General features: G+C 67.2%; 29 protein-coding genes and 1 other RNA gene. 24 read left to right on the top strand and 6 right to left on the bottom strand.

Annotation, left to right across the window (positions count from 1 at the left end; translation table 11 throughout):
- Positions 1-17: 17 nt before the first annotated feature.
- Positions 18-384, top strand: an RNA gene (gene rnpB, locus ITJ61_RS03300) — RNase P RNA component class A.
- Between the two features lie 93 nt (positions 385-477).
- On the opposite strand, the gene ppgK is transcribed toward rnpB, so the two are convergent.
- Both ppgK and map read right to left on the bottom strand, forming a co-directional pair.
- Complete coding sequence (ppgK, locus tag ITJ61_RS03295) at positions 478-1260, bottom strand: polyphosphate--glucose phosphotransferase (RefSeq protein WP_104242077.1); 783 nt, start codon at positions 1258-1260, stop codon at positions 478-480.
- Between the two features lie 40 nt (positions 1261-1300).
- Entirely contained in the window at positions 1301-2173 is an 873-nt protein-coding gene (map, locus tag ITJ61_RS03290) for a type I methionyl aminopeptidase (RefSeq protein WP_194685424.1), read from the bottom strand.
- Positions 2174-2185: 12 nt separating this feature from the next.
- Between map and ITJ61_RS03285 the strand changes: the two genes are divergently transcribed.
- A complete protein-coding gene (locus ITJ61_RS03285; RefSeq protein ID WP_104241367.1) occupies positions 2186-2374 on the top strand; it encodes a hypothetical protein in 189 nt (62 codons plus the stop codon).
- A 33-nt stretch (positions 2375-2407) separates the two neighbouring features.
- On the opposite strand, the gene panB is transcribed toward ITJ61_RS03285, so the two are convergent.
- A complete protein-coding gene (gene panB / locus ITJ61_RS03280) occupies positions 2408-3235 on the bottom strand; it encodes a 3-methyl-2-oxobutanoate hydroxymethyltransferase (protein ID WP_228496594.1) in 828 nt (275 codons plus the stop codon).
- 75 nt (positions 3236-3310) lie between these two features.
- Between panB and glnA the strand changes: the two genes are divergently transcribed.
- Together glnA and ITJ61_RS03270 are read left to right on the top strand one after the other, a co-directional pair.
- Positions 3311-4648, top strand: a complete 1338-nt coding sequence (gene glnA / locus ITJ61_RS03275) for a type I glutamate--ammonia ligase (RefSeq protein WP_104241365.1) — start codon at positions 3311-3313, stop codon at positions 4646-4648.
- Between the two features lie 3 nt (positions 4649-4651).
- Complete coding sequence (locus ITJ61_RS03270) at positions 4652-7669, top strand: bifunctional [glutamine synthetase] adenylyltransferase/[glutamine synthetase]-adenylyl-L-tyrosine phosphorylase (protein WP_104298717.1); 3018 nt, start codon at positions 4652-4654, stop codon at positions 7667-7669.
- Positions 7670-7727: 58 nt separating this feature from the next.
- Here ITJ61_RS03270 and ITJ61_RS03265 read toward each other — a convergent pair whose 3' ends face one another.
- The 3 genes from ITJ61_RS03265 to ITJ61_RS03255 form a co-directional block, all read right to left on the bottom strand.
- Positions 7728-8054 carry a hypothetical protein gene (locus tag ITJ61_RS03265; RefSeq protein WP_104241363.1) on the bottom strand — a complete coding sequence of 109 codons (327 nt, stop codon included), beginning with the start codon at positions 8052-8054 and terminating at the stop codon, positions 7728-7730.
- 290 nt (positions 8055-8344) lie between these two features.
- Positions 8345-8554, bottom strand: a complete 210-nt coding sequence (locus tag ITJ61_RS03260; RefSeq protein WP_194685423.1) for a hypothetical protein — start codon at positions 8552-8554, stop codon at positions 8345-8347.
- On the bottom strand, positions 8551-8754 hold the full coding sequence (locus ITJ61_RS03255) for a helix-turn-helix transcriptional regulator (protein ID WP_194685422.1): 204 nt from the start codon (positions 8752-8754) through the stop codon (positions 8551-8553). The genes ITJ61_RS03260 and ITJ61_RS03255 overlap by 4 nt, the downstream gene beginning before the upstream one ends.
- 105 nt (positions 8755-8859) lie before the next feature.
- Here ITJ61_RS03255 and ITJ61_RS19685 point away from each other — a divergent pair, with 105 nt between their 5' ends.
- The 20 genes from ITJ61_RS19685 (at position 8860) to ITJ61_RS03160 (ending at position 22905) form a co-directional block, all read left to right on the top strand.
- Positions 8860-9207 (top strand): hypothetical protein, encoded by a 348-nt coding sequence (locus ITJ61_RS19685; RefSeq protein ID WP_228496592.1) that lies wholly within the window; start codon positions 8860-8862, stop codon positions 9205-9207.
- 36 nt (positions 9208-9243) lie between these two features.
- Positions 9244-9408, top strand: coding sequence for a DNA cytosine methyltransferase (locus ITJ61_RS19680; RefSeq protein ID WP_228496590.1), 165 nt, complete (start codon positions 9244-9246; stop codon positions 9406-9408).
- A gap of 226 nt (positions 9409-9634) precedes the next feature.
- Positions 9635-10126 (top strand): hypothetical protein, encoded by a 492-nt coding sequence (locus tag ITJ61_RS03245; RefSeq protein ID WP_194685421.1) that lies wholly within the window; start codon positions 9635-9637, stop codon positions 10124-10126.
- Between the two features lie 47 nt (positions 10127-10173).
- Positions 10174-10821, top strand: a complete 648-nt coding sequence (locus tag ITJ61_RS03240) for a hypothetical protein (RefSeq protein WP_194685420.1) — start codon at positions 10174-10176, stop codon at positions 10819-10821.
- A gap of 614 nt (positions 10822-11435) precedes the next feature.
- Complete coding sequence (locus ITJ61_RS03235; protein WP_194685419.1) at positions 11436-11642, top strand: hypothetical protein; 207 nt, start codon at positions 11436-11438, stop codon at positions 11640-11642.
- 744 nt (positions 11643-12386) lie between these two features.
- Entirely contained in the window at positions 12387-12845 is a 459-nt protein-coding gene (locus ITJ61_RS03230) for a hypothetical protein (RefSeq protein WP_104341290.1), read from the top strand.
- Positions 12842-14503 carry a hypothetical protein gene (locus tag ITJ61_RS03225; RefSeq protein ID WP_194685418.1) on the top strand — a complete coding sequence of 554 codons (1662 nt, stop codon included), beginning with the start codon at positions 12842-12844 and terminating at the stop codon, positions 14501-14503. Before ITJ61_RS03230 ends, ITJ61_RS03225 begins: the two co-directional genes overlap by 4 nt.
- Positions 14504-14514: 11 nt before the next feature.
- Positions 14515-16059 carry a phage portal protein gene (locus ITJ61_RS03220; protein WP_194685417.1) on the top strand — a complete coding sequence of 515 codons (1545 nt, stop codon included), beginning with the start codon at positions 14515-14517 and terminating at the stop codon, positions 16057-16059.
- A gap of 12 nt (positions 16060-16071) precedes the next feature.
- A complete protein-coding gene (locus ITJ61_RS03215) occupies positions 16072-17316 on the top strand; it encodes a hypothetical protein (protein WP_194685416.1) in 1245 nt (414 codons plus the stop codon).
- Between the two features lie 67 nt (positions 17317-17383).
- A complete protein-coding gene (locus tag ITJ61_RS03210; protein ID WP_194685415.1) occupies positions 17384-18046 on the top strand; it encodes a hypothetical protein in 663 nt (220 codons plus the stop codon).
- A gap of 54 nt (positions 18047-18100) precedes the next feature.
- Positions 18101-19054 (top strand): major capsid protein, encoded by a 954-nt coding sequence (locus tag ITJ61_RS03205; protein WP_194685414.1) that lies wholly within the window; start codon positions 18101-18103, stop codon positions 19052-19054.
- Positions 19055-19071: 17 nt separating this feature from the next.
- Positions 19072-19425, top strand: a complete 354-nt coding sequence (locus ITJ61_RS03200; protein WP_194685413.1) for a hypothetical protein — start codon at positions 19072-19074, stop codon at positions 19423-19425.
- 15 nt (positions 19426-19440) lie between these two features.
- On the top strand, positions 19441-19836 hold the full coding sequence (locus tag ITJ61_RS03195) for a hypothetical protein (protein ID WP_194685412.1): 396 nt from the start codon (positions 19441-19443) through the stop codon (positions 19834-19836).
- Positions 19836-20243 (top strand): DUF6093 family protein, encoded by a 408-nt coding sequence (locus tag ITJ61_RS03190; protein ID WP_194685411.1) that lies wholly within the window; start codon positions 19836-19838, stop codon positions 20241-20243. Before ITJ61_RS03195 ends, ITJ61_RS03190 begins: the two co-directional genes overlap by 1 nt.
- On the top strand, positions 20240-20644 hold the full coding sequence (locus tag ITJ61_RS03185) for a hypothetical protein (protein WP_104341282.1): 405 nt from the start codon (positions 20240-20242) through the stop codon (positions 20642-20644). Before ITJ61_RS03190 ends, ITJ61_RS03185 begins: the two co-directional genes overlap by 4 nt.
- The gene (locus ITJ61_RS03180; protein WP_194685410.1) at positions 20641-21042 is read left to right on the top strand and encodes a hypothetical protein; all 402 of its coding nucleotides are present in this window, start codon (positions 20641-20643) and stop codon (positions 21040-21042) included. The genes ITJ61_RS03185 and ITJ61_RS03180 overlap by 4 nt, the downstream gene beginning before the upstream one ends.
- A gap of 10 nt (positions 21043-21052) precedes the next feature.
- Positions 21053-21340 (top strand): hypothetical protein, encoded by a 288-nt coding sequence (locus ITJ61_RS03175; RefSeq protein ID WP_104341280.1) that lies wholly within the window; start codon positions 21053-21055, stop codon positions 21338-21340.
- Between the two features lie 6 nt (positions 21341-21346).
- Complete coding sequence (locus ITJ61_RS03170; RefSeq protein WP_194685409.1) at positions 21347-21862, top strand: hypothetical protein; 516 nt, start codon at positions 21347-21349, stop codon at positions 21860-21862.
- 85 nt (positions 21863-21947) lie between these two features.
- Positions 21948-22691 (top strand): hypothetical protein, encoded by a 744-nt coding sequence (locus tag ITJ61_RS03165; protein WP_194685408.1) that lies wholly within the window; start codon positions 21948-21950, stop codon positions 22689-22691.
- Complete coding sequence (locus ITJ61_RS03160) at positions 22633-22905, top strand: hypothetical protein (RefSeq protein ID WP_194685407.1); 273 nt, start codon at positions 22633-22635, stop codon at positions 22903-22905. The genes ITJ61_RS03165 and ITJ61_RS03160 overlap by 59 nt, the downstream gene beginning before the upstream one ends.
- Positions 22906-22909 lie beyond the last annotated feature (4 nt).

Below are 22909 nucleotides of genomic sequence, written 5' to 3'. Positions count from 1 at the left end.
CTACGATGGTGCGTGAGCAGGTCGACCAGGCGGTCGCGTCATGGGAAGCCATGCCGAGGAACGTCCGGGCTCCGCAGAGCAGGACGGTGGGTAACGCCCACCCGGGGAAACCCGCGAGACAGTGCCACAGAAAGCAGACCGCCCCGCCGCGTCCTTCGGGATGCAGGGGTAAGGGTGAAAGGGTGGGGTAAGAGCCCACCGGGCGCCTGGTGACAGGCGCCGCAAGGTAAACCTCGTCCGGAGCAAGGCCATACAGGGGATGACGACGCTGCTCGCCGAGTCCCCGGGTAGGCCGCTAGATGCACGCGGCAACGTGTGCGCGAGAGAGATGGCCGCCCCCGATTCACATCGGGACAGAACCCGGCGTATCGGTCGGCCTGCTCACTCTCTTGGTCGCGGTGCCGGGCTTGAAGCTGTTCTGGCTTCCGGCCCGGCCTCGCCCGTTCGTTCGGTTCAGCGCGTGTCGAGGGTCGGGGATCAGACCCAGTGCTCGGCTGCGAGGCACGCTGAGCCGACGATGCCAGCGTTGTTCATGAACTCGGCGACGACGATGGGGGTCTCGACGTCGATGTAGTGCAGGAACTCGTCTGCCTGCTTGGAGATGCCGCCCGAGACGATGAAGACATCGGGGGAGAAGAGCGCCTCGAGCTGACGGTAATAGGGAGTGAGTCGCGAACCCCATTCCGAGAACGACAGCTCATCGCGCTCGCGCACCTTCGACGAGGCGAACTTCTCGTAGTCGCTGTGGTCGCCGATGCTGATATGCCCGAGCTCGGAGTTCGGGAACAGGTGCCCTCCGTAGAACATGGCCGTCCCGATCCCGGTTCCGAGCGTCGTCATGATGACGCTGTCGAGTCGCCCGTGCGCGACGCCGAAGCGCACCTCCGCGATGCCGGCCGCGTCGGCATCGTTGGCGAGCGCCACTTCGCGCCCGACAGCCTCGGAGAAGGCCGCCCTGGCGGCAAAGTCGATCCAGCGCGGCGAGATGTTGGCCGCGGAGCGCGTCACCCCGTGCTTGACGATCGCGGGAACGCTGATGCCCACCGGGACGTCCGTGTCGCCGTCGAGGTCCTTGTCCCAGATCTTGCGGACGATCTCCATGGTCGCGTCGATGACCTCGCGCGGGTCGCCGCCGACCGGCGTCGGCACCTTGCGCCGCTTGGAGAGCAGCTCGCCCGTGCGGAGGTCGACGAGTGCCCCCTTGATGCCGGTGCCGCCGATGTCGATGCCGATGGCCTTGGTGGCTCTGCTCTTGCCCATGCGTGTGAGCATATCGGGAGCGGGGTGCCCGTTCGCGCCGTCAGCTCGATGGCACGGTGAGGATCCGCGGGCCGTCTGAGGTGACGACGACGGTGTGCTCCCACTGGGCGCACCGAGAGCCATCGGCGGTCACGACGGTCCAGCCGTCATCCCAGAGGCGCCAGTCCGAGGTTCCGAGCGTGAGCATCGGCTCGACGGTGAAGACCATTCCCTCTTCGATGACCGTGGTGTGCTGCGCGGAGTCGTAGTGCGGGATGATCAGGCCGGAGTGGAAGGCTCCACCGACACCGTGGCCCGTGTAGTCGCGCACGACCCCGTAGCCGAACCTGCTGGCGTACTTCTCGATGACGCGCCCGATGACGTTGACCTGCCGTCCGGGCTTGGCTGCGGCTATGCCGCGCATCATGGCCTCGTGCGTGCGCTCTACGAGCAGCCGCGACTCGTCGGTGACGTCGCCGACGAGGTACATGCGGTTCGTGTCTCCGTGCATGCCCTCGAAGTAGGCGGTGATGTCGACGTTGAGGATGTCCCCGGATTCGAGCACCGTGTCGTCTGGGATCCCGTGGCAGATCACCTCGTTGAGCGAGGTGCAGCTCGATTTCGGGAACCCGCGGTAGCCGAGCGTCGACGGATAGGCGCCTCGCGCGGTCACGAAGTCGTGCGCGATGCTGTCGAGCTCATCGGTGGTGACGCCTCGGACGGCGAACTGCTCGAGGTGGTCGAGGGCATCGGCGGCGATGGCGGATGCCCGTTCGATCCGGGCGATCTCCTCCGGCGTGTAGACGTCCCCGCCCGTCCACGTGTCCGGCGCCTGCTTGCCGACGTACGGCGGGCGGGTGATGGCGGCTGGGACGGATCTGGCCGGGGCGCTGCGGCCGGGGATGAGGAGTCCTGTATTCGGGTCTTTCGGCATACGCTTGAGCCTATGACCGATACGCATGCACAGGAATTCTGGTACAACTCGCGCACGGGCGAGGTCGAGGTCGGACGGCAGTCCCTCGGCTCCGAGCTCGTCGGCCCGTTCGCATCCGAGGCAGAGGCGAAGCGCGCCCCTGAGAAGCTTCAGGAGCGCGCGAAGGCCTGGGCTGAGGAAGAGGCCGAAGAGGACCGCTGACCTTCGGCGTCCCTCCTCGTTCTCGAGGCGGCCCTAGCCGGACTGGTCCTCGAAGCTCTCCGCTTCCGAGGGGAACGCGCCTGACTTGACCTCGTCGCGGTAGCTCGATGCGGCGTCGAGGAGGATGCCGCGCAGGTCGGCGTACTTGCGCACGAAGCGCGGCATGCGACCGGTGCCGAGGCCCATCGCGTCGGTCCACACGAGGATCTGGCCGTCGCACTCGGCACCGGCGCCGATGCCGATGGTCGGGATGACGAGCTCCCGCGTGATCTCCGCGGCCAGGACGGCTGGGACCATCTCGAGGACCACGCTGAACGCGCCGGCCTCCTGCACGGCACGAGCGTCCGCTCGAACTCGCTCCGCCGCGTCGCCTCGGCCCTGCACGACGTGCCCGCCGAGGCCGTGCTCGCTCTGCGGGGTGTAGCCGATGTGGGCCATCACGGGGATCCCGGCCTCGACGATGCGCTTGATGGTGGCCTGCGAACGCACGCCGCCCTCGAGCTTCACGGCCTGCACGCCGGCCTCCTTCATGAACCTGACCGCGGTGTCCAGAGCCTGCTCGGGTCCGCGCTCGTAGCTGCCGAACGGAAGATCTGCGACGACGAGGGCTCGCGACACGCCGCGTGCGACGGAGCGTGCCATGGGAATCAGCTCGTCGACCGTGACGGGCAGTGTCGAGGTCTCACCGAGCACCGTGGTGGCCGCGGAATCTCCGACGAGGAGCACGTCGATGCCTGCCTCGTCAAACACCGCAGCGGTCATGGCGTCGTAGCTCGTGAGCGCGGTGATGCGCTCGCCGGCGGCCTTGGCCGTCTGAAAGTGTCGAATTCGGACTCGCTTCGGTGCACTGGCCTGAGACATGCAGGCCATCATACGGCGGGGCGGCCTCAGGCCCAGTAGCCTAGGGGGAGGCGCACAACAAGAATTGGAGCCCGAGTGGACAAGCAGCAGGACTTCGTACTCCGCCAGATCGAGGAGCGCGGGATCAAGTTCATCCGCCTGTGGTTTACGGATGTTCTCGGAACACTGAAGTCCGTGGCAATCGCACCGGCGGAGGTGGAGGGTGCCTTCAACGAGGGCATCGGACTCGACGGCTCAGCCGTCGAGGGGTTCACGAGGCGGTCTGAGGCCGACATGCTCCTGCACCCGGATCCGTCGACGTTCCAGATGCTCCCGTGGCGCGGTGAGATCGACCCGACCGCTCGGATGTTCTGCGACATCTCCACTCCGGACGGGCAGCCCTCGGTCACCGACCCGCGACGCGTGCTTCGCCGCGCGCTGGACGTGGCGTCGGCGCAGGGCTTCACCTTCTACGTGCACCCCGAGATCGAGTTCTACCTGCTGAAGTCCGACGAGGCACTCAGCGGCGAGCCGGTGCCGGCAGACAACGCTGGCTACTTCGACAACGTGCCAGGCGGAACCGCTCACGACTTCCGTCGTCGCGCAGTGCGCATCCTGGAAGACCTGGGCATCTCGGTCGAGTACAGCCACCACGAGGCTGGCCCAGGCCAGAACGAGATCGACCTCAGGTTCTCGGATGCGCTCAACACGGCCGACAACGTCATGACGTTCCGCACCGTGGTCAAGGAAGTCGCCATCGAGCAGGGCGTGTACGCCACGTTCATGCCCAAGCCGATGTGGCAGCACCCTGGCAGCGGCATGCACACGCACGTCTCGCTCTTCGAGGGCGACACGAACGTGTTCCACGAGCCGGGCGCCGAGTACCAGTTGTCGAAGATCGGCAGGCACTTCGTCGCGGGTCTCCTCAAGCACGCGCCGGAGATCACGGCTGTGACGAACCAGTTCGTCAACTCCTACAAGCGCATCTGGGGCGGAGACGAGGCCCCGAGCTACGCGTGCTGGGGCCACAACAACAGCTCTGCGCTCGTGCGCATCCCGACCTACAAGCCCAACAAGGGCGGCTCGGCTCGGGTCGAGTACCGCGGCATCGACTCTGCGGCCAACCCGTACCTCGCGTATGCGGTCCTGCTCTCGGCCGGCCTCAAGGGCGTGTCGGAGGAGTACGAGCTCCCGGCCGAGATCGAGGGAGACATCTGGGAGATGTCGCCGCGTGAGCGCAGCGTGCTCGGCTTCGACCCGCTGCCGTCGAGCCTCAACGAGGCCATCGCCATCATGGAGAACTCGGAGCTCGTCGCCGAGACGCTCGGAGAGCAGGTCTTCGCCTACTTCCTCGCGAACAAGCGTGCGGAATGGAAGCAGTACCGCGCTCAGGTGACGCCGTTCGAGCTCGCCTCGAACCTGCACTCCTTGTAAGCCGTGCGCTCTGACGGTCTGCGGACGCGCCTCGCGAGGGCGGGTTTCGCTGCGCCCAGCGAAGCCGAGCCGCGCCTTGTGGAGCTCGCCGAGCTGACCGGGGTGCGTGCAGACGACGTGTTCTCCGTCGTCGACGAGCGCGTCGCCGATCCGGACCAGGCGCTCCAGTGGCTCGTGTATCTCGCGCGGCAGCACCCGAGTGCCGTCGACTCGCTGTTCGCGGAGCGACCCAACGCGAAGACCGTCGTCCGTCTGCTCGGGGCGTCGACAGGCCTGGCCGAGTTCTTCCTGCGCCACCCGCGCACGATGGAGGTCGTGCAGTCCGGCGAGTCCGAGCTGCCGACCCGTGCCGAGCTGCAGCGCCGGATGGCGGCGAGTGTCGGCGTCGACGCCGACCAGGCGGACGCCGACGGCGGATTCGGCATGGCTGTCGCGCAGATCACGGGCTCTGAGGCGATTCGATCCCTCCGCATCCGCTACCGCACCGAACTGGCCCGCATCACCGCCTTCGACCTGGCCCAGGACGACCAGCGCGGGTGCGTCCGCGAGGTGAGTCGTGCTCTTGCCGACCTCGCGGGAGAGACGCTGGATGCCGCCATCATGGTCGCCCGTGCAGAGACCCAGGCGCCGCCGAGCGGATTCGGACGCTTCCCAGCCGAGGACGTCGAGTGCGTTCGCCTCTCGGTGATCGGCATGGGCAAGGCCGGCGCCGAGGAGCTCAACTACATCAGCGACGTCGACATCATGTTCGTCGCGGAATCTTCCGATCCGGAGCGCGTCGCTGTCCCGAAGGCCGTCGAGATCGGCACGAGGCTCGCCAGCCTCACGATGCGCGTCATCGACTCGACGGACATCGAGCCAGCGCTCTGGGAGGTGGATGCAAACCTCAGGCCGGAGGGCAAGGACGGTGCGCTCGTGCGCACGATCGACTCGTACGCGCGCTACTACGAGCGGTGGGCGAAGAACTGGGAGTTCCAGGCACTCATCAAGTCCAGGGCCATGGCGGGCGACCTGAGGCTCGGAGAGGAATTCGAGCGCCGCGTCGAGCCGCTGATCTGGGCGAGCGCCAGCCGCGCGGACTTCGTCGACCAGGTACGGGCGATGCGCGAGCGCGTGACCGAGCATATCCCTGCAGAGGAAGTCGATCTGCAGATCAAGCTCGGACCTGGCGGGCTCCGCGATATCGAGTTCACCGTCCAGCTCCTTCAGCTCGTGCATGGTCAGCATGACGAGACCGTGAGGGAACGGTCGACGCTCGCGGCGCTCGAGGCGCTCAGCGAGGGCGGCTACATCGGGCGCGACGACGCGAATCAGTTCTCCTCCGACTACGAGTTCCTTCGCCTGCTCGAGCACCGGATCCAGCTGCGTGCCCTGCGGCGCACGCACCTCATGCCGACGAGCGACATCGAACGTGCCGTCCTGGCTCGCTCGGCGAGCTTCGCGAACTCACGCGAGCTCACCGACGAGTGGCAGCGGGTGAAGCTCCGTGTCCGCGGTCTGCACGAGAAGGTCTTCTATCGCCCACTGCTCTCCGCGGTCGCGGCGCTGCCCACGGAGGGGTTCGCGCTGAGCTCGGACCAGGCGGAGGCTCGCCTGCGCGCCATCGGCTTCCTCGACCCGCGGGGCGCGCTCGCGCACATCACTGCGCTCGTGAAGGGGGTGTCCCGCAGAGCGATCATGCAGCGCACGCTGCTGCCGGTGCTCATCGACTGGTTCTCGCAGGGCAGCGACCCCGACAGCGGATTCCTCGCCTTCAGGAAGCTCTCGGAGCGGCTCGGCGACACCGCGTGGTACCTGAGGCTCCTGCGCGACAGCTCGGCGGCGGCCAAGCGGCTCACGCAGCTGCTCTCCGGCTCGAAGTTCGCAGCAGAGTTCTTCGAGCTCTACCCGGAGGCGGTGAAGTGGCTGGACGACGACGCCCAGCTGAAGCCCCGCACCCTCACCGCGCTGCTCGACGAGGTCGCCACCACGATCCGCCGCCACGACGACGAGGTTGCCCTTCGGAGGGCCCTTCGCACGTTCCGTCGACGCGAGGTACTGCGCCTGGCGATCGGCGGCCTCCTCAGCCTCATCGACATCAAGCAGACGGGAGCCGGTCTCTCCGACATCGCGACGGCGACGCTCCAGGGTGCGTACGACGCGGTCCGACGTATCGACAAGGTCGAGTACCCGCCGTTCGCGATCATCGCCATGGGCCGCTACGGCGGTCGCGAGCTCGGCTTCGGCTCGGATCTCGACGTCCTCTACGTCTTCGAGAAGGGCGACTTCGAGAACCCCGACCTGGCGAGTCGGCGAGCGCTGTCGCTCGTGCACCGGATCGTGGAGTTCACGGCCGACCCGCGCATGCCGATCGACCTGGATGCGGGGCTCCGCCCTGAGGGCAAGTCCGGGCCCCTCGTCCGGTCGCTGTCCGCCTACCGCAGCTACTACGCCCGCTGGTCGCTCGGCTGGGAGACCCAGGCGCTGCTGCGTGCCCACGACGTCGTCGGGGATGCCAACGTGCGTGACCGGTTCATGGACCTCGTCGACGAGGTCCGGTACGGCAAGGAGCTGTCCGAGGACGGCCTTCGCGAGGTGCGGCGCATCAAGGCGAGGGTGGAGAACGAGCGGCTGCCGCAGGGAGCGGACCCGACGCGACACCTCAAGCTCGGGCGCGGCTCGCTGAGCGACGTCGAGTGGCTCGCCCAGACCCTGCAGCTGCAGCACGCGACGCACCGCACATCCCTTCGGACGACCTCGACGCTCGGCACCATCGACGCTGCGCAGGACGAGGAACTGCTGACGCCGACCGACGCCAATCAGCTGCGCGACGCCTGGCTGCTGGCCTCGCGGGTGCGCTCGGCGCTGTACCTGGCGACGAACAAGCAGTCCGACCTGCTGCCCCAGGACGGTCCGACGCTCGATGCAGTCGCACGTGCGCTGGGCTATTCGCCGGGCTCGGGCCCACATCTCGAGGACGACTACCTCGGCGAGACCCGCCGCGCTCGTCGCGTGTTCGAGCGACTCTTCTACGGCGAATAACCGCCCGCTCCATGCTCCGTCAGACGCGGACGAGGCACGAGGATTGAGAGCCTAGGACCTAGGACTGCGCGGACTGCTGCTCGATGATGGCGCGCTCGAGGCTGTCGGCGATCAGGACCGCGTCGAGGCCGGACTGCCTGCCGATGCCGACGGCGTGCTGGGCCTCGTGCGAGGCGAGCGCCTGCAACGCGGACTTCGGCGTCGTGAACTCGTGGGCGAGGAGCTCGTCGATGGCACTGTCGACGTCCGCGTTGTGCCGATGCCAGTCCTCGCTCTGCGGTTCGGACGAGAGCCGACGGACGGCCGCGGCGTGGATGCTCGCGGCGAGCCGCTTGTGGTGGTCGATCGCGGCCAGAGCCTGCTCGTGGAGTTCTGCTTCATCCATCCACCCAGCCTGCCATGCCGTCCAGCACCTACCTGGACGGCACGGAGGTGCCGGCGTGCACATCGCCACGCGCAAAACGCCCGGCCCGCCTCGCAGCTTGCGAGACGGGCCGGGCGTGGAGCTACCGCGACGAGTTAGACGCCGTAGTAGAGCTCGAAGGCCTAGAGGGGTGACGGATGTGATGGGCTCTGCTTGTCTGCCCCGCCATTCCGGGTGAGTAGGTGTAGGCAGAGATGGGCTGTGAGAGTGCCGAAACGGGACTGCTGCGGACACCGCGCGGACACACGGGCTCAACTTTCGCCGTAGCGGTCGGTGCGGGTGGCCTTTGTGGTGTCGAGCCAGTCGAGGTACTCGCGCCACTCGTAGAGCACGACACGAGCGTTCGCCTTCCGGAACGGGGGACCGCCGCCGCGCGATCGTTGCTTGGCCAGCGCGGCGACGGTCAGCCCCGGAATGCGATCACACAGCTGCTGCGGCGTCAGGAAGTTGGGGTCGCTCACGGGTTGTGCCTACCGATCCACGCCTCTAGCTCACTGAGTCGGTAGCGGACAAGCCGTCCCAGCTTGATCGCTTGCGGGCCGCGATCGCCGCCGTCACGCAGATCGAGGTACTTCCACTCGCGCAGCAGGTCGGGGCGAATCGCGAGCATCTCGGCGGCCTGTTCGGTCGTCAGTAGTGGGTCGTCGGGGAGTCCAGGCATGCACCGATCATGCAGCGATTGGTTGCAGATTCACTGCCGCTGACCCTTAGATCTGTGTTCGGCTCCCCTTGCTCCTCGCATCGAGCGAAAGAGGGTCTGCCCGGCGTGACCCGCTCGAGCACCACGAGTGGCACCCGGCCGTTGCTCGTCGCCGGTGGCCCACACGCCTCGCTCCTGATCCCGGTCACTGGGCGAGCCGGCCAGGAAGCGGCGAGCGCCGCCGATGCGCTCCGCACGCAGACCACGAGGAAGGAGACCGGGCTGCTCGTGCCACTCCGCAACCATGGCGTCGCCAAGCACGCAACGTCACCCATCGACACGGTGAACGCGGACGGCAACCACCACGGCCTCGTCATGCGCAACAACTCGGGTGGTGCCGAGATGACGACCCCCGTCGTCGAGCCACTGCGCACACTCACCACCGCGGGCCATCAGTCGCTGATTCGCGCATAGGTCCCGTCGCTCGACGTCGACGACTGCGAGTTCCGGATGCTCGAGCCCGACGAGATCAAGCGCGGCATGGCGTTCACCGCCGACTACCAGCTGCTCGGCAACAAGCGCGAGCAGGTCAAGCAGTCCGGCAACGCCGTCACCCCGCCAGCAGCGCGCGACCTGTTCGCTGCTGTCGCCGAATCACTCACCCTCGCGGCCTGACCGCACCAACGAAAGGACACACCATACCCCAGACAACCGACCTGCAGCTCGTGCAGGCCGCCCGCGAAGTTCTCGAGTGTGCACACCCCACGAACCCCGTGCTCGTCGCCGTGCGCACGTTCGCTCTCGCCGAGCTGAGCCAAGCCGAGCACGACGCTGACCAGGGCCGCGGCGTCCGATCGTCGGCGCTCGTCCTCGCCCGCCGCCTCACGAAGGAGGAACTCTGATGCGCGTCCTCACGGTCCGTCAGCCCTGGGCGTGGGCGATCCTCCACGGCGGGAAGGACGTCGAGAACCGGTCGCGGAAGCTCGCCGGCGACTACCGCGGGCCCATCGCCATCCACGCGGCGCTCGGCAAGACCGCAGCGCTGACGGACGCTCAGGAACGACTCCTCCTGGATCACGACATCGACGGTCTGATCGGCGCGTGGCTAGGCGGTGAGCCAGTGCTGGGCGGCGCGATCGTTGGTGTCGTGGATCTCGTCGACGTGCACGGCGCGATTGGCTATTGGGACCGAGACAACCGCTGGCATCTTGGCTGCTGTGAGACGCCATGGGCTGAGACGGGGTTTGAGCACGCCAGCGGTCTCGCCGACCAACTTCCTGTCCACCTCGTGCTCGCGAACCCGCGCCCTCTCACCGAACCGATCCCGTTCAAGGGCGGGCTCGGACTCCGCAAGCTCACCCCCGACATCATCAACCTCATCGAAGGAGTTTGAGTGGTGGACATGGCCCAAGGGGTGTCTCGTCAGTCTAGAGTTCTCCCGTGAACCTTCTTGAGAAGATGTCAGAGCCGCACTTCATCACGATACTCGCCTGGATTGGTGGGGTCGGTGCAGTAGCCACTGTCGTGAGTTTGGTTTTTCTCATCGCTGGCTACTTCAAGAGCAACCCGAAGAAGGAATTGCGGTACGAACTATCCGTGAAGTCGCTCGTCGTCCAGAATGGCAACATTCCGGGGCTTGAGGTTTCGTTCTCGGGGTTGACCTTGCCGGATCCACATCTAGTCGAGTTGCGCATATGGTCCCGCAGCCGGGTCGACATCGAGACTCTCGACTTCGACGCGGGCAAGCCTGTCGCATTCATGTTCGGAATTGCGCAGATCACCGTGATCTGGTTGGACTCAGCAAGTCGAGGGGGGTTCGCGATCAAGGGCGGAGGAGCGAGTCATGGGTCTGGTTATGCACTTGAACTCGCACCTCAACTCATCAAGAAGGGGTCCGAGGCGCGGATCTCCGTTCTGACTTCTGAGGAACCGAACGTGCATGTCATCAATTCCCTCAAGAACATTGCGGTATCCGACGCGGACAAGGGCTCACGATTGTCGTTCTTCGTTCGGGTTCCCTACGCGTACCCCGCGCTCATGGTGGCGGCAGCCGTTCTGGGTACGGTCCTTGCCGCGCTCACTTCATAGAGGGCCAATTGCGGCCCCATCTGGGATAATCGATCCCATGAGTTCCGAGCCGACCTATCTCACGACGCGTGCAGCAGCACGCCGCGTGAATAGGTCGGTTCGTTCGTTGCGGACGTGGCGCCGCGACGGCATGCAGGTGCGCTTCGTTGGTCGCCGCATGGAGGTCGAGGAGGAGCACCTGCTTCTCTGGCGGAGGACGAAGACCCTCGCGAACCCCATGACGAAGTGGAAGCTCCGCGAGATCCAAAGAAATTCTTCCGATCGACTTGACACGGGTATGTCTTCACCCTGTTAGGTAAAGATCGACACAGTTTCAGAAGCCCCGGCAGCGCATCGCGCACCGGGGTTTCGTCGTATCCGGACAGTGCACCCGCCCCCGCGTGAGACCGGGCAGGACGGGACGGCCGCGGGACGCAAGCTCAGCGTCGTGTCGCAGACGAGCAGAGGGCGAGGGCCGCTGGCTCGGGGGAGTCAGCGGCCCCACCTCACCCCACACTTGCGGGCGCGTCAACGCCGCCCACACGGCGAAGGACACCCACAATCGGCAGCCCCGTACTCGAGCCGAGGTGCACCTGCGCGCCCGCAACACACCACCCCCACCGAAGGAGCACACCGTGACCGCCAGCATCCAGACCACCGCCAGCGCCGACAACGCCAAGACCCTCGGCGACTTCGCCCGCGAGGTCACCGGCATCAGCGATGAGCAGGCCCTCAACGGGCTCAGCTACACGAACATGATCGGCGCCCGCCTCAGCTTCACCGTCACCGTCGTGCTCACCGAAGAGCAGGCAGCTGAGCTCAACGAGCGGCTCGGGCTGTAGGTCAGAGCACCAGGTCCTCAGCGGTCGGCTCCCAACCCGCAGGCGGGTACACGGTGTACGGCTTCCGGCATGAGAGGCATTGGACCGTTAGCTCAGGGGCGAAGCGCTTCACCCTCGACACTCCCTGCTGATGTCCGTGATGCGTGTCCTCGCGCTGCTCGAAGCTCAGCATCCTCGGTCGCTCGGTGCTCTGGCAATAGATGCAGGTCAGGTCCACGGTCGCCTCATTCGTCTCGCTGGTCAGATGAGGAGAGGCTATGCCCTGGCGCGTCTGCTCTCACTTCCCCTGCCCCGAGCTCACCCAGACACGGTGGTGCCCCACCCACGCACGAGAGCACGAGCAGCAACGAGGCAGGCCAAGCCAACGCGGTTACGACCACGCACACACCAAGCGCCGAGCCCACTACCAAGCGAGGCTCGAAGCCGGCGAGACGTTCCCCTGTGCCAAGTGCCAGCACCCAGTGACCAAGCACGACGACTGGGACCTCGGCCACACCGACGACCGCAGACAGCACACCGGGCCAGAGCACAGGCACTGCAACCGAGCAGAGGCAGGCCACAAGGCCCACAGGTGAGCCAGGACACACCCAGACGACACTCACCCTCGACTCGACCATCCTGACCCGTCACAGAGGCGCTCAGGGGGTGGGGGAGACCCCCTTTCCGACCCCGGCTTCAGGACCGCCGGGGAGAGGAAAAAACCGTCCAGAGGGTTCAAAGGGTCGATGAAGGGCGGGTGAGGGCATGCCAGCTGGTGGTGCTAGATCGAACTCAGGCCCCCCGCAGGACCCCACTTCGGCGAAGTCGGAGAAGCGCGGGACGCAGCTCATCACCCTCCCCTCGGGTGGGTTCAAGGGCAAGATCCCGCGCTTCCCGCTCCCAACGAAGACCGACCGCGAGGCCGAGATGTGGCGCTGGTTGTGGCGCACTCCGCAGGCCGCGCAGTGGTCGAAGGAGTCCTGGCGGCTGATGTTCGTCGGCAACTACTGCCGCATGTTGGTGCGGATGGAGGCCGGTGACTCGTCCGGCACGGTCGCGCAGAACGCGTTGAAGCTCGCCGAGCAGCTGGGCATGACGCCGCACGGGCTCCGCCTCAACGGGTGGGTTCTCGGCGTCGACGAAACCGCGGTCAAGCGCGAAGAGAAGCGCGTCGAGTCGGCAGGCGGTGAGCGCCGGAGGAACTTCGGGGTGGTGGCGTCTTGAACGATCTCGTCATCCCGTTCCCCACGCTGGGACACCTCCTCGATTCGTGGCTCTTTCAGCACGTTTCGATCCCGGATGGGTGGCAGCGCGGCGAGCCTTTCGGGCAAACGCGCTGGCAATATTGGTGCACCGCGAACCACTACCGCATCCGCGAGGGCGCGCAGTCGGTCGACGGGCGCCCGCTCGGCGCGCAGGCGTTCGTCTACCGCAAGAGCCTCATCATCGGCCCGCAGAAGTCCGGCAAGGGCCCCTGGTCCGCCGGCCTCACGTCCGCCGAAGCGGTCGGCCCGACGCAGTTCATCGGCTGGGCGAAGAAGGGCGACGCGTACCGCTGCGCCGACTGGGGTTGCCCCTGCGGCTGGGAGTACGCGTACGAGGTCGGTGAGCCCATGGGTGGCCGACACCCGTCCCCGCTGATCCACCTGACGGCGCTGACCGTCGACCAGGTCGACAACGTCTACGGCCCGCTGACGGAGATGATCGCCGCCGAGCCGCTCTCGAGACTGCTTCTGGTGCGCGACGACTTCGTGCGCATCCAGGGCTCCTCGCTGGGTGGCAAGCGCGACCGCATCGACGCTGTCACGTCGAAGGCCTCCTCGAAGCTCGGCCAGCCGATCCACTTCGCGCTGCAGGACGAGTTCGGCCTGTGGCTTGAGTCGAACGGCATGCAGAACGTCGCGGACACGCAGGACCGCAACGCGACGGGCATGAACGGGCGGACCCTCGCCACGACGAACGCCCCTGACCCGTCCGAGAACTCGGCGGCGCAGAAGCTCATCGAGGAAGCCAGCGAGGACGTCTTCATCTACTGGGACGAGCCGCCGCGCGACCTCGACTTCTCCATCCCCGAGGACCGCATCGAGATCTTCCGCTACGTGTACCGCGACTCGCCCTGGGTGAGCGTCGACGGCATCGAAGCGCTCTCGGCGGCGCTCGCGAAACGCGATCCCGGCCAGGCCGAGCGGTTCTTCGGGAACCGCATGGTCCGAGGCAAGGGCAAGTTCTTCCCCGACATGCAGCCGTGGGACGGCAAGCGCTCACCCGTCGAGGTGCGGCCGCGCACCAAGGTCGCGCTCGGCTTCGACGGCTCGGACGCGAACGACTGGACGGGCATCCGCCTCGAGACGCTGGGCCAGCACCAGTTCACTCCCACGTACACGGCCGGTGACGTCACGCGTCTCGCGCTGTGGAAGCCGGAGGAGTGGGGCGGGCGCATCCCTCGCGAGGAGGTCCGCGCCGCGGTCGAGCACATCTTCCGCACGTACGACGTGACCCGCGGCTACTTCGACCCCTACCTGTGGCAGACCGACATCGCCGCGTGGGCGCAGAAGTACGGCGAGAAGCGCGTCATCGAGTGGCCGACGAACGGCATCAAGCGGATGCACGCCGAGCTGGTGCGCTTCCGCGACGACGTCCTCGAGGTCGACTCGGCCTTCACTCACGACGGCTGCTCGGAGATGCGCACGAACGTGTCCAACGCGGTCGTGCGCGCCCGAGCGGGCGAGACATTCATCATCGGCAAGCCCGAGGACCACCAGAAGATCGACCTCCTGATGTCTGGAGTCCTCGCCCACGCGGCCGCCTGCGATTCGATCGCGGCCGGCCTGGGCAAGGCGCAGTCCTCGAAGGTCTCCACGGTGGCGTTCGGCTTCAACTGAGAGGAGGCGCAGTGGACGCCACCCTTGCGCAGCAGCGCCTTCACTACGCGGAGCAGAAGATCAACTTCCGGCGCCCCACGGTGCAGAAGCGCGAGCGGTACGTGCGCGGCATTCAGGAGCTGCCGTTCGCGCCGAACGGCGTCAACAAGGAGTACGAGCAGCTGCGCGACATGTCGATCGCGAACTGGCTGGACCTCTGGTCGAGCGCCCCCGTGCAGCGCCTCCGCATGGACGGCATCCGCGCGGGGCTCGACACCAAGGACAAGAAGCCGAAAGCCGGCGAGATTGGCGAGATCGACAAGACGATCTGGCGGGACGTGTTCCAGGCGAACAAGTGGGACGTGCGCCAGTCGCACGTCTACGCGTCCCTGATGCGGCACGGCCGAGGCATCGCGTCGGTGTGGCCGAACAAGAAGAACCCGAAGCAGCCCATCGTCCGCTACGAGTCCTTCGAGCTCGTGCACATCGAGATGGACCCCGACGACCCGCTCACCCCGCTGTGGGCGGCGAAGGTCTACCAGGTGGACGACCTCGCGACGGGTCAGGCCAACGCGTTCATCCTCCCCAACGGCATGAGCCGCACGAAGACGATCGGCATCGTCTACGACGACCAGAAGATGATCCGTTTCGAGCGGGGCGGCGTCTCGTCGGCGTTCGGCGGCGGCTGGGAGAAGGTCTTCGAGAGCACGCACCCCATGGGGGAAGTGCCGTTCGCGCTCTACGACTACAAGGTCAAGGACAACGGCGAGCCGTGGTCGGGCCTCGACCACATGATCCCGCAGCAGGACGCGCTGAACACGGTGCGGTTCAACACGCTCCTCGCCATGCAGTTCTCCGCGTTCCGTCAGCGCGCCGTGTCGGGCTTCGACCCGCGCGTGCTCGACGCCGAGGGAAACATCGTCTACCGGACGAACACGGACGGTCAGCCGCTGCTCGACGCCAACGGGCAGCCCATCCCGATCATCCACAGCCCCGGCAAGGCAGGCGTCGACCGTATCCTCGCCTTCCCTGGTGAAGGAACGAGGGTGTGGGACCTGCCGGAGTCGGACCTCGGCAACTACATCAAGGTGCACGAGAACTTCCTCGTCAACTTCTTCGCCACCGGCCAGATCCCGCCGCAGTACCTGCTCTCTCGCATGGCGAACCTCTCCGGGGACGCCCTCGCGGGGGCGGAATCGACGTTCGCGTCGCTGCTCGAGGAGATCAAGCTCTCCGCCGGAGAAGGCAACGAGCAGGTCGCGAAGCTCGCGTGGAAGGCACGCGGCGAGGACCACGAGTGGGACCCCTCCGCGGAGTGCCAGTGGGCCGACACGGAAGCGCGTTCGTTCTCGCAGATCGTCGACGCGCTCACGAAGCTCATCGCGGTCGACTTCCCGCACCAGGCGGCGTTCGAGATGATCCCCGGCGCGACCTCGCAGAAGGTCGAGCGGTGGATGCAGCAGATGGACGCGGAAGCGCTGAGCTCGAACCTCACGCGCGTCGCTCGCGAGTTCCGCGGCGTCGGCACACCACCTCCCGCCGAGGTGGACGAGGACGAGCTCGAACCGGCCGTGTAGATCGGGGGCGTCGTGCTCGAGTCCGCGATCGTCCACTACCAGGAGCAGCAGCAGATCAAGGTCAAGACGGTCAAGGCCGTGCGTCGCCTCTGGCGGGGCATGACGGACGACTTCGACCTCTCCTGGTCGCGCATCGGCCTCGACGTCGGTGACGCGATCATGGCGGGCCAGCTCGCCGCGTCCATATCCGCGCAGGAGCATCTGCTCGGCATGGGCGACGAGCTCGACCTCGGCAACCCCGTCGGCTTCGCTGACCCGTTCGCGTTCGTCGGATGGACCAGCGAGGGCATCGAGCTCGACCGCGTCACCCGAACCTCGGTCGTTGGCGCGAAGCAGCTCGTTGGGGCCGGCGTCGACGTCGCCTCGGCGCTCACGCAGGCCGGGTCGTGGCTCGAGCGGCTGACGGCGAACGAGCTCACGGGCGCCGCGTCCGGCATGTCGACGACCACGGTCACGAGCACCCCGCAGATCGGGTACGTGCGCATGCTGAACCTGCCGTCCTGCAAGGACTGCATCATCCTCGCGGGCCGCTGGTACAGGTGGAACCAGGGCTTCCAGCGGCACGGTGGCTGCGACTGTGAGCACATCCCCGCTCGCGAGTCCATGGCCGAGCTGCGCACCGACCCCTACGAAGCGTTCAAGTCCCTCACGAAGGCCGAGCAGGACAAGATCTTCGGCAAGGCGGACGCTCAGGCGATCCGTGACGGCGGCGACATCTACCGGGTGGTGAACGTCCGCAACCGGGGCCTCTCGGACGGCAAGAGCCGCCAGGCGCGCCGCTACGGCACACCCACGCGCATGACGGTCGACGACATCAACAAGCTCGCGACGTCCCGCGACGACGCCATCAGGATGCTCACCGACGAGGGCTACATCCTCCCCGCCGGTCAGGTCCCGGGCGGCAGCATCCGCGGCAACGACGGTCTCTCCGAGTTCGGCGGCCTCATGGCCGGGACGATGGGCCGCGGTGGCACCCGCAAGGGCGCGACGCAGTCCTACCGGGAAGCGATCCGCACCGGCAAGCGCGACCCACTGAACCCGGGAACGCAGACCGCCGCCGAGCGACGGCTGCACGTCGCCTACCTCAACTGGGAGGCCGTGAAGGCCGGACGTAACCCTTTCTCGTCGACCGGCGCCGTGCGCCTCACGACAGACCAGCGCGAGCGCGTGCGCATGGACCTCGAGCTGATGGTCCGCACCCTCGACCGCCAAACCGACCAGGTGCGCGACCTCGCGCGCCTCCTCGGCCTCATCTGACTTCCCGCCGGCGCAAGGCCGGGCCGGGTTCACCGACGCGCAAGGCGTCACACGAAGGAGAAGCGAAATGCGCAAGCACTTCACGCCCGTCATCGGGTTCCGCAGCAAGTTCGACGTCATGGGCATCCGCTACATGACCGACGCCGGAGACGGCAGCGGTCAGCAGGCAGGAGCCGCAGGAGTAGGCGGGGGCGACGGCGCGCAAGGCGCTGACGGTCTCGGCGACGCCGGCAAGCAGGCCATCGAGCGGATGAAGGGCGAGCGCAACGCCGCCCAGAGCGAACTCAAGGCCTTCACCTCCCTCGGGCTCAGCGCGGACGACCTGAAAGCACTCGTCCAGGCCAACCAGGACAAGAGCGCCGACAAGATCCGCGAGCAGGCCACGAAGGAAGCGAACGACGCTGCGAACGAGCGACTGCACAACAAGCTCCGCTCGAACGAGCTGCGCACGCAGGCCGCAGTCCTCGGGTTCAACGACCCGAACGACGTCGGAGCCTTCCTCACTGCTGAGCAGATCGCGGGACTCTCCGTCTCCGACGCCGACGAGGTCGACGGGGCCGCCGCGAAGGCGCTCCTCGAAGCCCTCGCCAAGTCCAAGCCGTACCTCGTGAAGGACACCGTCACCGACTCCCGCACCGCGGGCATCGGCTCCGTCGGGTCCGGCGGAGGTGCAACCAACGTGCAGCCGGGACGCAGTCGCATTGCGGCTGCTATCGCTGCCAGCAAGTAACCCCTCCGTCACAGCCGTGGCGGTACACAACCACTCCCGAAAGGAACAGCAGCCATGGCTGTGACCCTCCCACAGGCGGCCGTCCTCAGCGAGAACGACCTCCAGCGCGGCGTCATCGAGACGTTCGTGCAGGAATCGTCCGTCCTCGACCGACTGCCCCTCATGCCCATCGAGGGCAACGCGTACGCCTACAACCAGGAAGCGACCCTCCCCGGCGTCGCGTTCCGCTCGGTGAACGAGGCCTACGTCGAGTCCACCGGCACGGTGAACCAGCTCACTGAGAGCCTGGTCATCCTCGGTGGCGACGCCGACGTTGACCGCTTCATCGTCAAGACCCGCGGAAACCTCAACGACCAGCGTGCCGTGCAGCTCGGCATGAAGATCAAGGCCGCCTCCTACAAGTTCCAGGAGTCGTTCTTCAACGGAGATGTCGCCGTTGAGCCGAAGGGCTTCGACGGCCTCCGGAAGCGCCTCACCGGCTCCCAGGTGCTCTCCGCGGGCACCAACGGTGCGCCCATCGTCGGCAACGGCGCCTCGGACGCGCAGGACTTCTTCGACCTGCTCGACGGGCTCGTCGCGCAGGTCAACGGCCTAGACGGCACCAACGGCGCCATCTACGCGAAGCGCGCCGTCCACGCCAAGATCCGCTCTGCCGGACGTCGCCTCGGCGGGGTCGAGACGGTCCGCGAGGACATCACCGGCAAGCGCGTGCTCATGTGGAACGGCATCCCCGTCCTCGACCCGGGCAACACCGCCGCGGGCGCTGCAATCCTCGGCAACGAGACGCAGGGCACCGCCACCACCGCCAGCTCGATCTACGCCGTCAAGTTCGGCGAGGACGAGGGGGACCAGGGCGTCACGGGCCTCACCAACGGCGGCATCGAGGTCGAGGACCTCGGGCAGCTGCAGGAGAAGCCCGTCTACCGCCACCGCCTCGAGTTCTACTGCGGCCTCGCTGTCTTCGGCGGCAAGGCAGCAGCGCGCCTCACTGGCGTGCTCACGGCCTGAGACAAGGAGATCTAGACATGGCAACTCGCGCCAAGACCACGACCCTCGACGACGACACCACGAAGCCCTCCGTCACGGAGCCGGGAGACGGCCCAGCCGACACGACCGATCCGACAGAGATCGCGACGTCGGTGACGCCGCTCCCACCGAGCGAGGAAGCGATCGCCGCGGGGACGCAGAACGCTGTGCTCCCCGTCGAGAAGCCCTCCGTCACGGAGGCGCCGGAGTCCGAGCACCGCATCGAACACTACGACGCGGTCCGCCCGGACGGGTCGACGGTGCGCGTCAAGCACAACCTCGACACGGGCAAGACGGAGATCGTCGAGGCGGAGACCCCCGCCGAGACGCCCCCGACGACGCCAGCCGCGTAGCAGGGGAGGCCGCTCATGCAAGCACCGATCAACGTCAACTCGATCCGTGGCGTCATCGAGCGGCCTCTCACCGCGGACGAGGTCCGGGTGATCCCGCAGTGGATCGACCAGGCCGTCGAGAAGCTCCTCGACGCCGTCCCGGACCTCGAAGCCCGCAAGGCGCTCCCTCCCGAGAACCCCCGCCACGTTCGCGAGAACGTCGTCCGCGACGCGCTCGTGAACGCGGTGGAGCGGAAGGTGCGCAACGCCGGCGGCCTGCGGAGGTTCGGCACGGACGAGTTCTCGTCCGAAGTCGACCCCTCCCTGGCGAGCGGGAAGATCTTCATCTCCGACGAGGACCTCGCCCGTTTCCAGCCGCGCCCGATCGCGGGCACCAGCCAGGGCGTCTACTCCATGCAGTTGGAGCTCTGATGCTGACACCATCACTCCTCGCCCAAGCCCAGGCGGTGACGGAAGCGACGTTCCTCGACACGTGCACGATCAACGTCGAGACGCTGAGCGAGAAACCGAACCCGGCGACGCTCAAGCACGACACCGTGCTCACGCCCATCAACGCCGAGCCGTGGCCGTGCGAGCTTAAGGAGTCCGCCACGCAGGTGGAGCTCAAGGACAACGCTGGCCGCCTCATCCAGACCCTGCAGTACACGCTCAAGCTCCCCATGAGGGACACAGAGCGCGTCGAGTCGGGGATGGTCGTCGAGATCGCGACGTCGCAGAACGCGGCGCTCGTGGGGGAGACGTTCCGCATCATCGGTCCGGTCGCGAAGTCGGCGGCGTCCTCGCGGCGCTTCCTCCTCGAGGGGGTGAAGCTCGCGTGAGTCCATCCTTCGACTACTCCGACGTGCAGCGCCTCGTCGCGAGCTTCGGCAACCTGGAAGGTGAGCTGAAGAAGAACGTCAAGACCGCCGGCACCGTCACCGCCCGTCACGTGAAGGACGACTGGAAGTCGCTCGCCCTCGCTGACCTCGGCGGCGGATCGGCACGCGCCTACCCGTTCTCCATCGGCTACGAGACGGTGGAGCTCGCCAAGTCCATCCGGTGGGAGATCGGCCCCGACAAGGCCCGCACGCAGGGCGCGCTCGGCAACCTCATCGAGTACGGCTCACGCAACAACTCACCCTTCGGCCAGGGCGCGTCCGCGCTCGAGGCGAACACGGCTGACTTCGAGCGCGGCATCGAGATCGCCGGGCACCAGGCGCTGGCGAGCGTCCTCGCATGATCGGTGAGCTCGACGCGTTCGTCGCCCTCCTCCGCACCGGCAACCTCGCCGACAAGGTCGACGTCGGCCGCACCCGCAAGGAGCCGCCGTACGCGCTCGTGCTGCCCGGGAGTACCGACGACGAGCAGACACGCCAGACGGGGCCGTACGCCGCCGAGCAGCTCGTCTACGCCGTGAAGTGCGTCGGCCAGTCGCTCGACGCTGTGCTGCTCATTGCCGAGGAGGTCGACAAGCGCCTCCGCCCGCCGCCGATGCAGTTCGGCGTCGCCCTCTCCGTGGAAGGCCGCGACTGCTCGCCCATCGAGCGCGGCGCCACCGACACGTACCCCATCGACGACGAGAAGCCCTCCGACTGGGTGGCGCTCGTCCTCTACAAGTTCACGTCCGAACCGACCTAGGAGCCCAGCCATGAGCCAGGACATCGCACTCGCCGAAGGCCCGGAAGGCCGCCCGATCGAGGTCCCGGCCTCGTACCTGGAAGACCTCCCGCAGTTCTTCAAGCCCTACGAGGGCGACGCGGGCAAGCACGCCGCGCCGTCCACCCGACGTGAGTCCATCACCGAGGGCCCGACCGTCGAGGAGCTCGCGCGCGCCGCGACGCTCGGCGAGGAACTCCCCGCCCCCACCCAGACCGAGGACGAAGCGCCCGCTGAGTCCGAAGATGAGCCGCCCGTGCGGCCCGAAACCGAAAGGTAGCGCCGCATGGCCATCACCCTCACCCCTCCCGAGAAGTCCGTCAAGGGCCTCGGGAACCTCCTCATCCTCGCCATCCCGCGCAGCGCTGTCCTCTCGCCGACCGGCAAGGCCACGATCGCGGAAATGAACGCCGCCGGCGCCGTCGACATCACGTACAGCCACGTGCCGGACGGGTTCGTCTACACACCCGGCTACGAGATGCTCCCCGACGACCGCCTCACGTTCCCGCAGAAGCGCGAAGAGCGAGGCCTCGCGACGGACACGCTCGTGTCGACGATCGTCTACGGCAGCGCCGCGGCAGTCGCGGACCCGCTGCTCATCGAGGACACCGAGTTCATCATCGCCGTCCGCGACGCCGTGCCGCACAACCAGGCCATCAGCGCCACCGACAAGTGGGACTTCCACAACGTCGAGGTCAAGAGCAAGGTCAAGTCCCCGCACACGAACTCCGTGCGCACGAAGGTCGTCACGTACGGCTACCAGCAGCCGGTCCTCAAGGACCAGGTCGCGCTGACCGCGTAGCGCGGCACCAGATCCTCGGGGCGGGCGTATCCCATCCGCCCGCCCCGAGCACCACTCCGATGGGAACTGATGGGAGATCAGACTCATGAGCAAGCTCAGCAGCAAGGCCAGCACCGCGACCCGCGAATACCAGGACATCGACGTCCGCTTCAACCGAGAGCTCCTCGGCGAGCAGAAGCGCCGCACCGACAAGATGCTGAAGGCGCAGGAGGAGTACGCGCTCAGCACGCAGGAGGGGTACGACGGCGACCCCCGCTTCCCTCTGCAGGCGTACACCGAGGCGAAGCACGAGCTCGAGGAGTTCCTCGAGTCCATCCGTGACGAGTTTGCCGTCATCCGCGTTGTCGAACTGCCCCCGCACCAGTGGCAGGCAGTCAAGGCACGCAACCCGCTCTCCGAGGACAAGTCGCTCTGGTCCGTCCTGGACCACCGCTACGGTGTCGACGCGTACGCCACGACGAAGGCTGCGCTCGAGCTCTCCGCACTCGAGGTCGACGGCGAGGAAACCGAGCAGCCCACCCCCGAGGTGTGGCAGAACGTGTTCGCGAACATCGGCTACGGCGACCTGTCCGCGCTCGTCATCGCCCAGTTCACCATCAACGAGATCGTCTACTCGGGCGGGTACACCGCGGCAAAAAAGGCTAGACGCAGACCCTCGCCTGTTCCGCGACGTCCTCCTCGCCATCGAGCTCGGCCGCTCACCCCGCATCCTCTGGGGGTGGGCGCCCGAAGCCGGCGAACCGGAGTTCTCGCGCGAGGATCTGGATCTCATGCACGCCGCCCGCGACAAGCAGGCGCAGACGTCCCCACGAGGTCATCTGTTCGCTGATGAGGTCGACCCAGAGGGCGACCCGCAGAACGGCTACGGCGCGTTCGAGTGGCAGGTCAGCACGCGCACCAACTACGCCGTGAAGGCGATCGAGCTCGCGAGAGCCGACTTCGAGCGTGAACTCACCACGGGCTCGCTCAAGAGCCTCGATGAGGACGCCAAGCGGTTCGCTCGCGCGGGCCTCATCTACGAGGTGACCAAGGTCCCCAGATAACTCA

Source organism: Pseudoclavibacter sp. VKM Ac-2888 (genome assembly GCF_015351285.1).
Lineage (GTDB): Bacteria > Actinomycetota > Actinomycetes > Actinomycetales > Microbacteriaceae > Pseudoclavibacter.
This window is presented reverse-complemented; position numbering and strand designations above follow the sequence as displayed.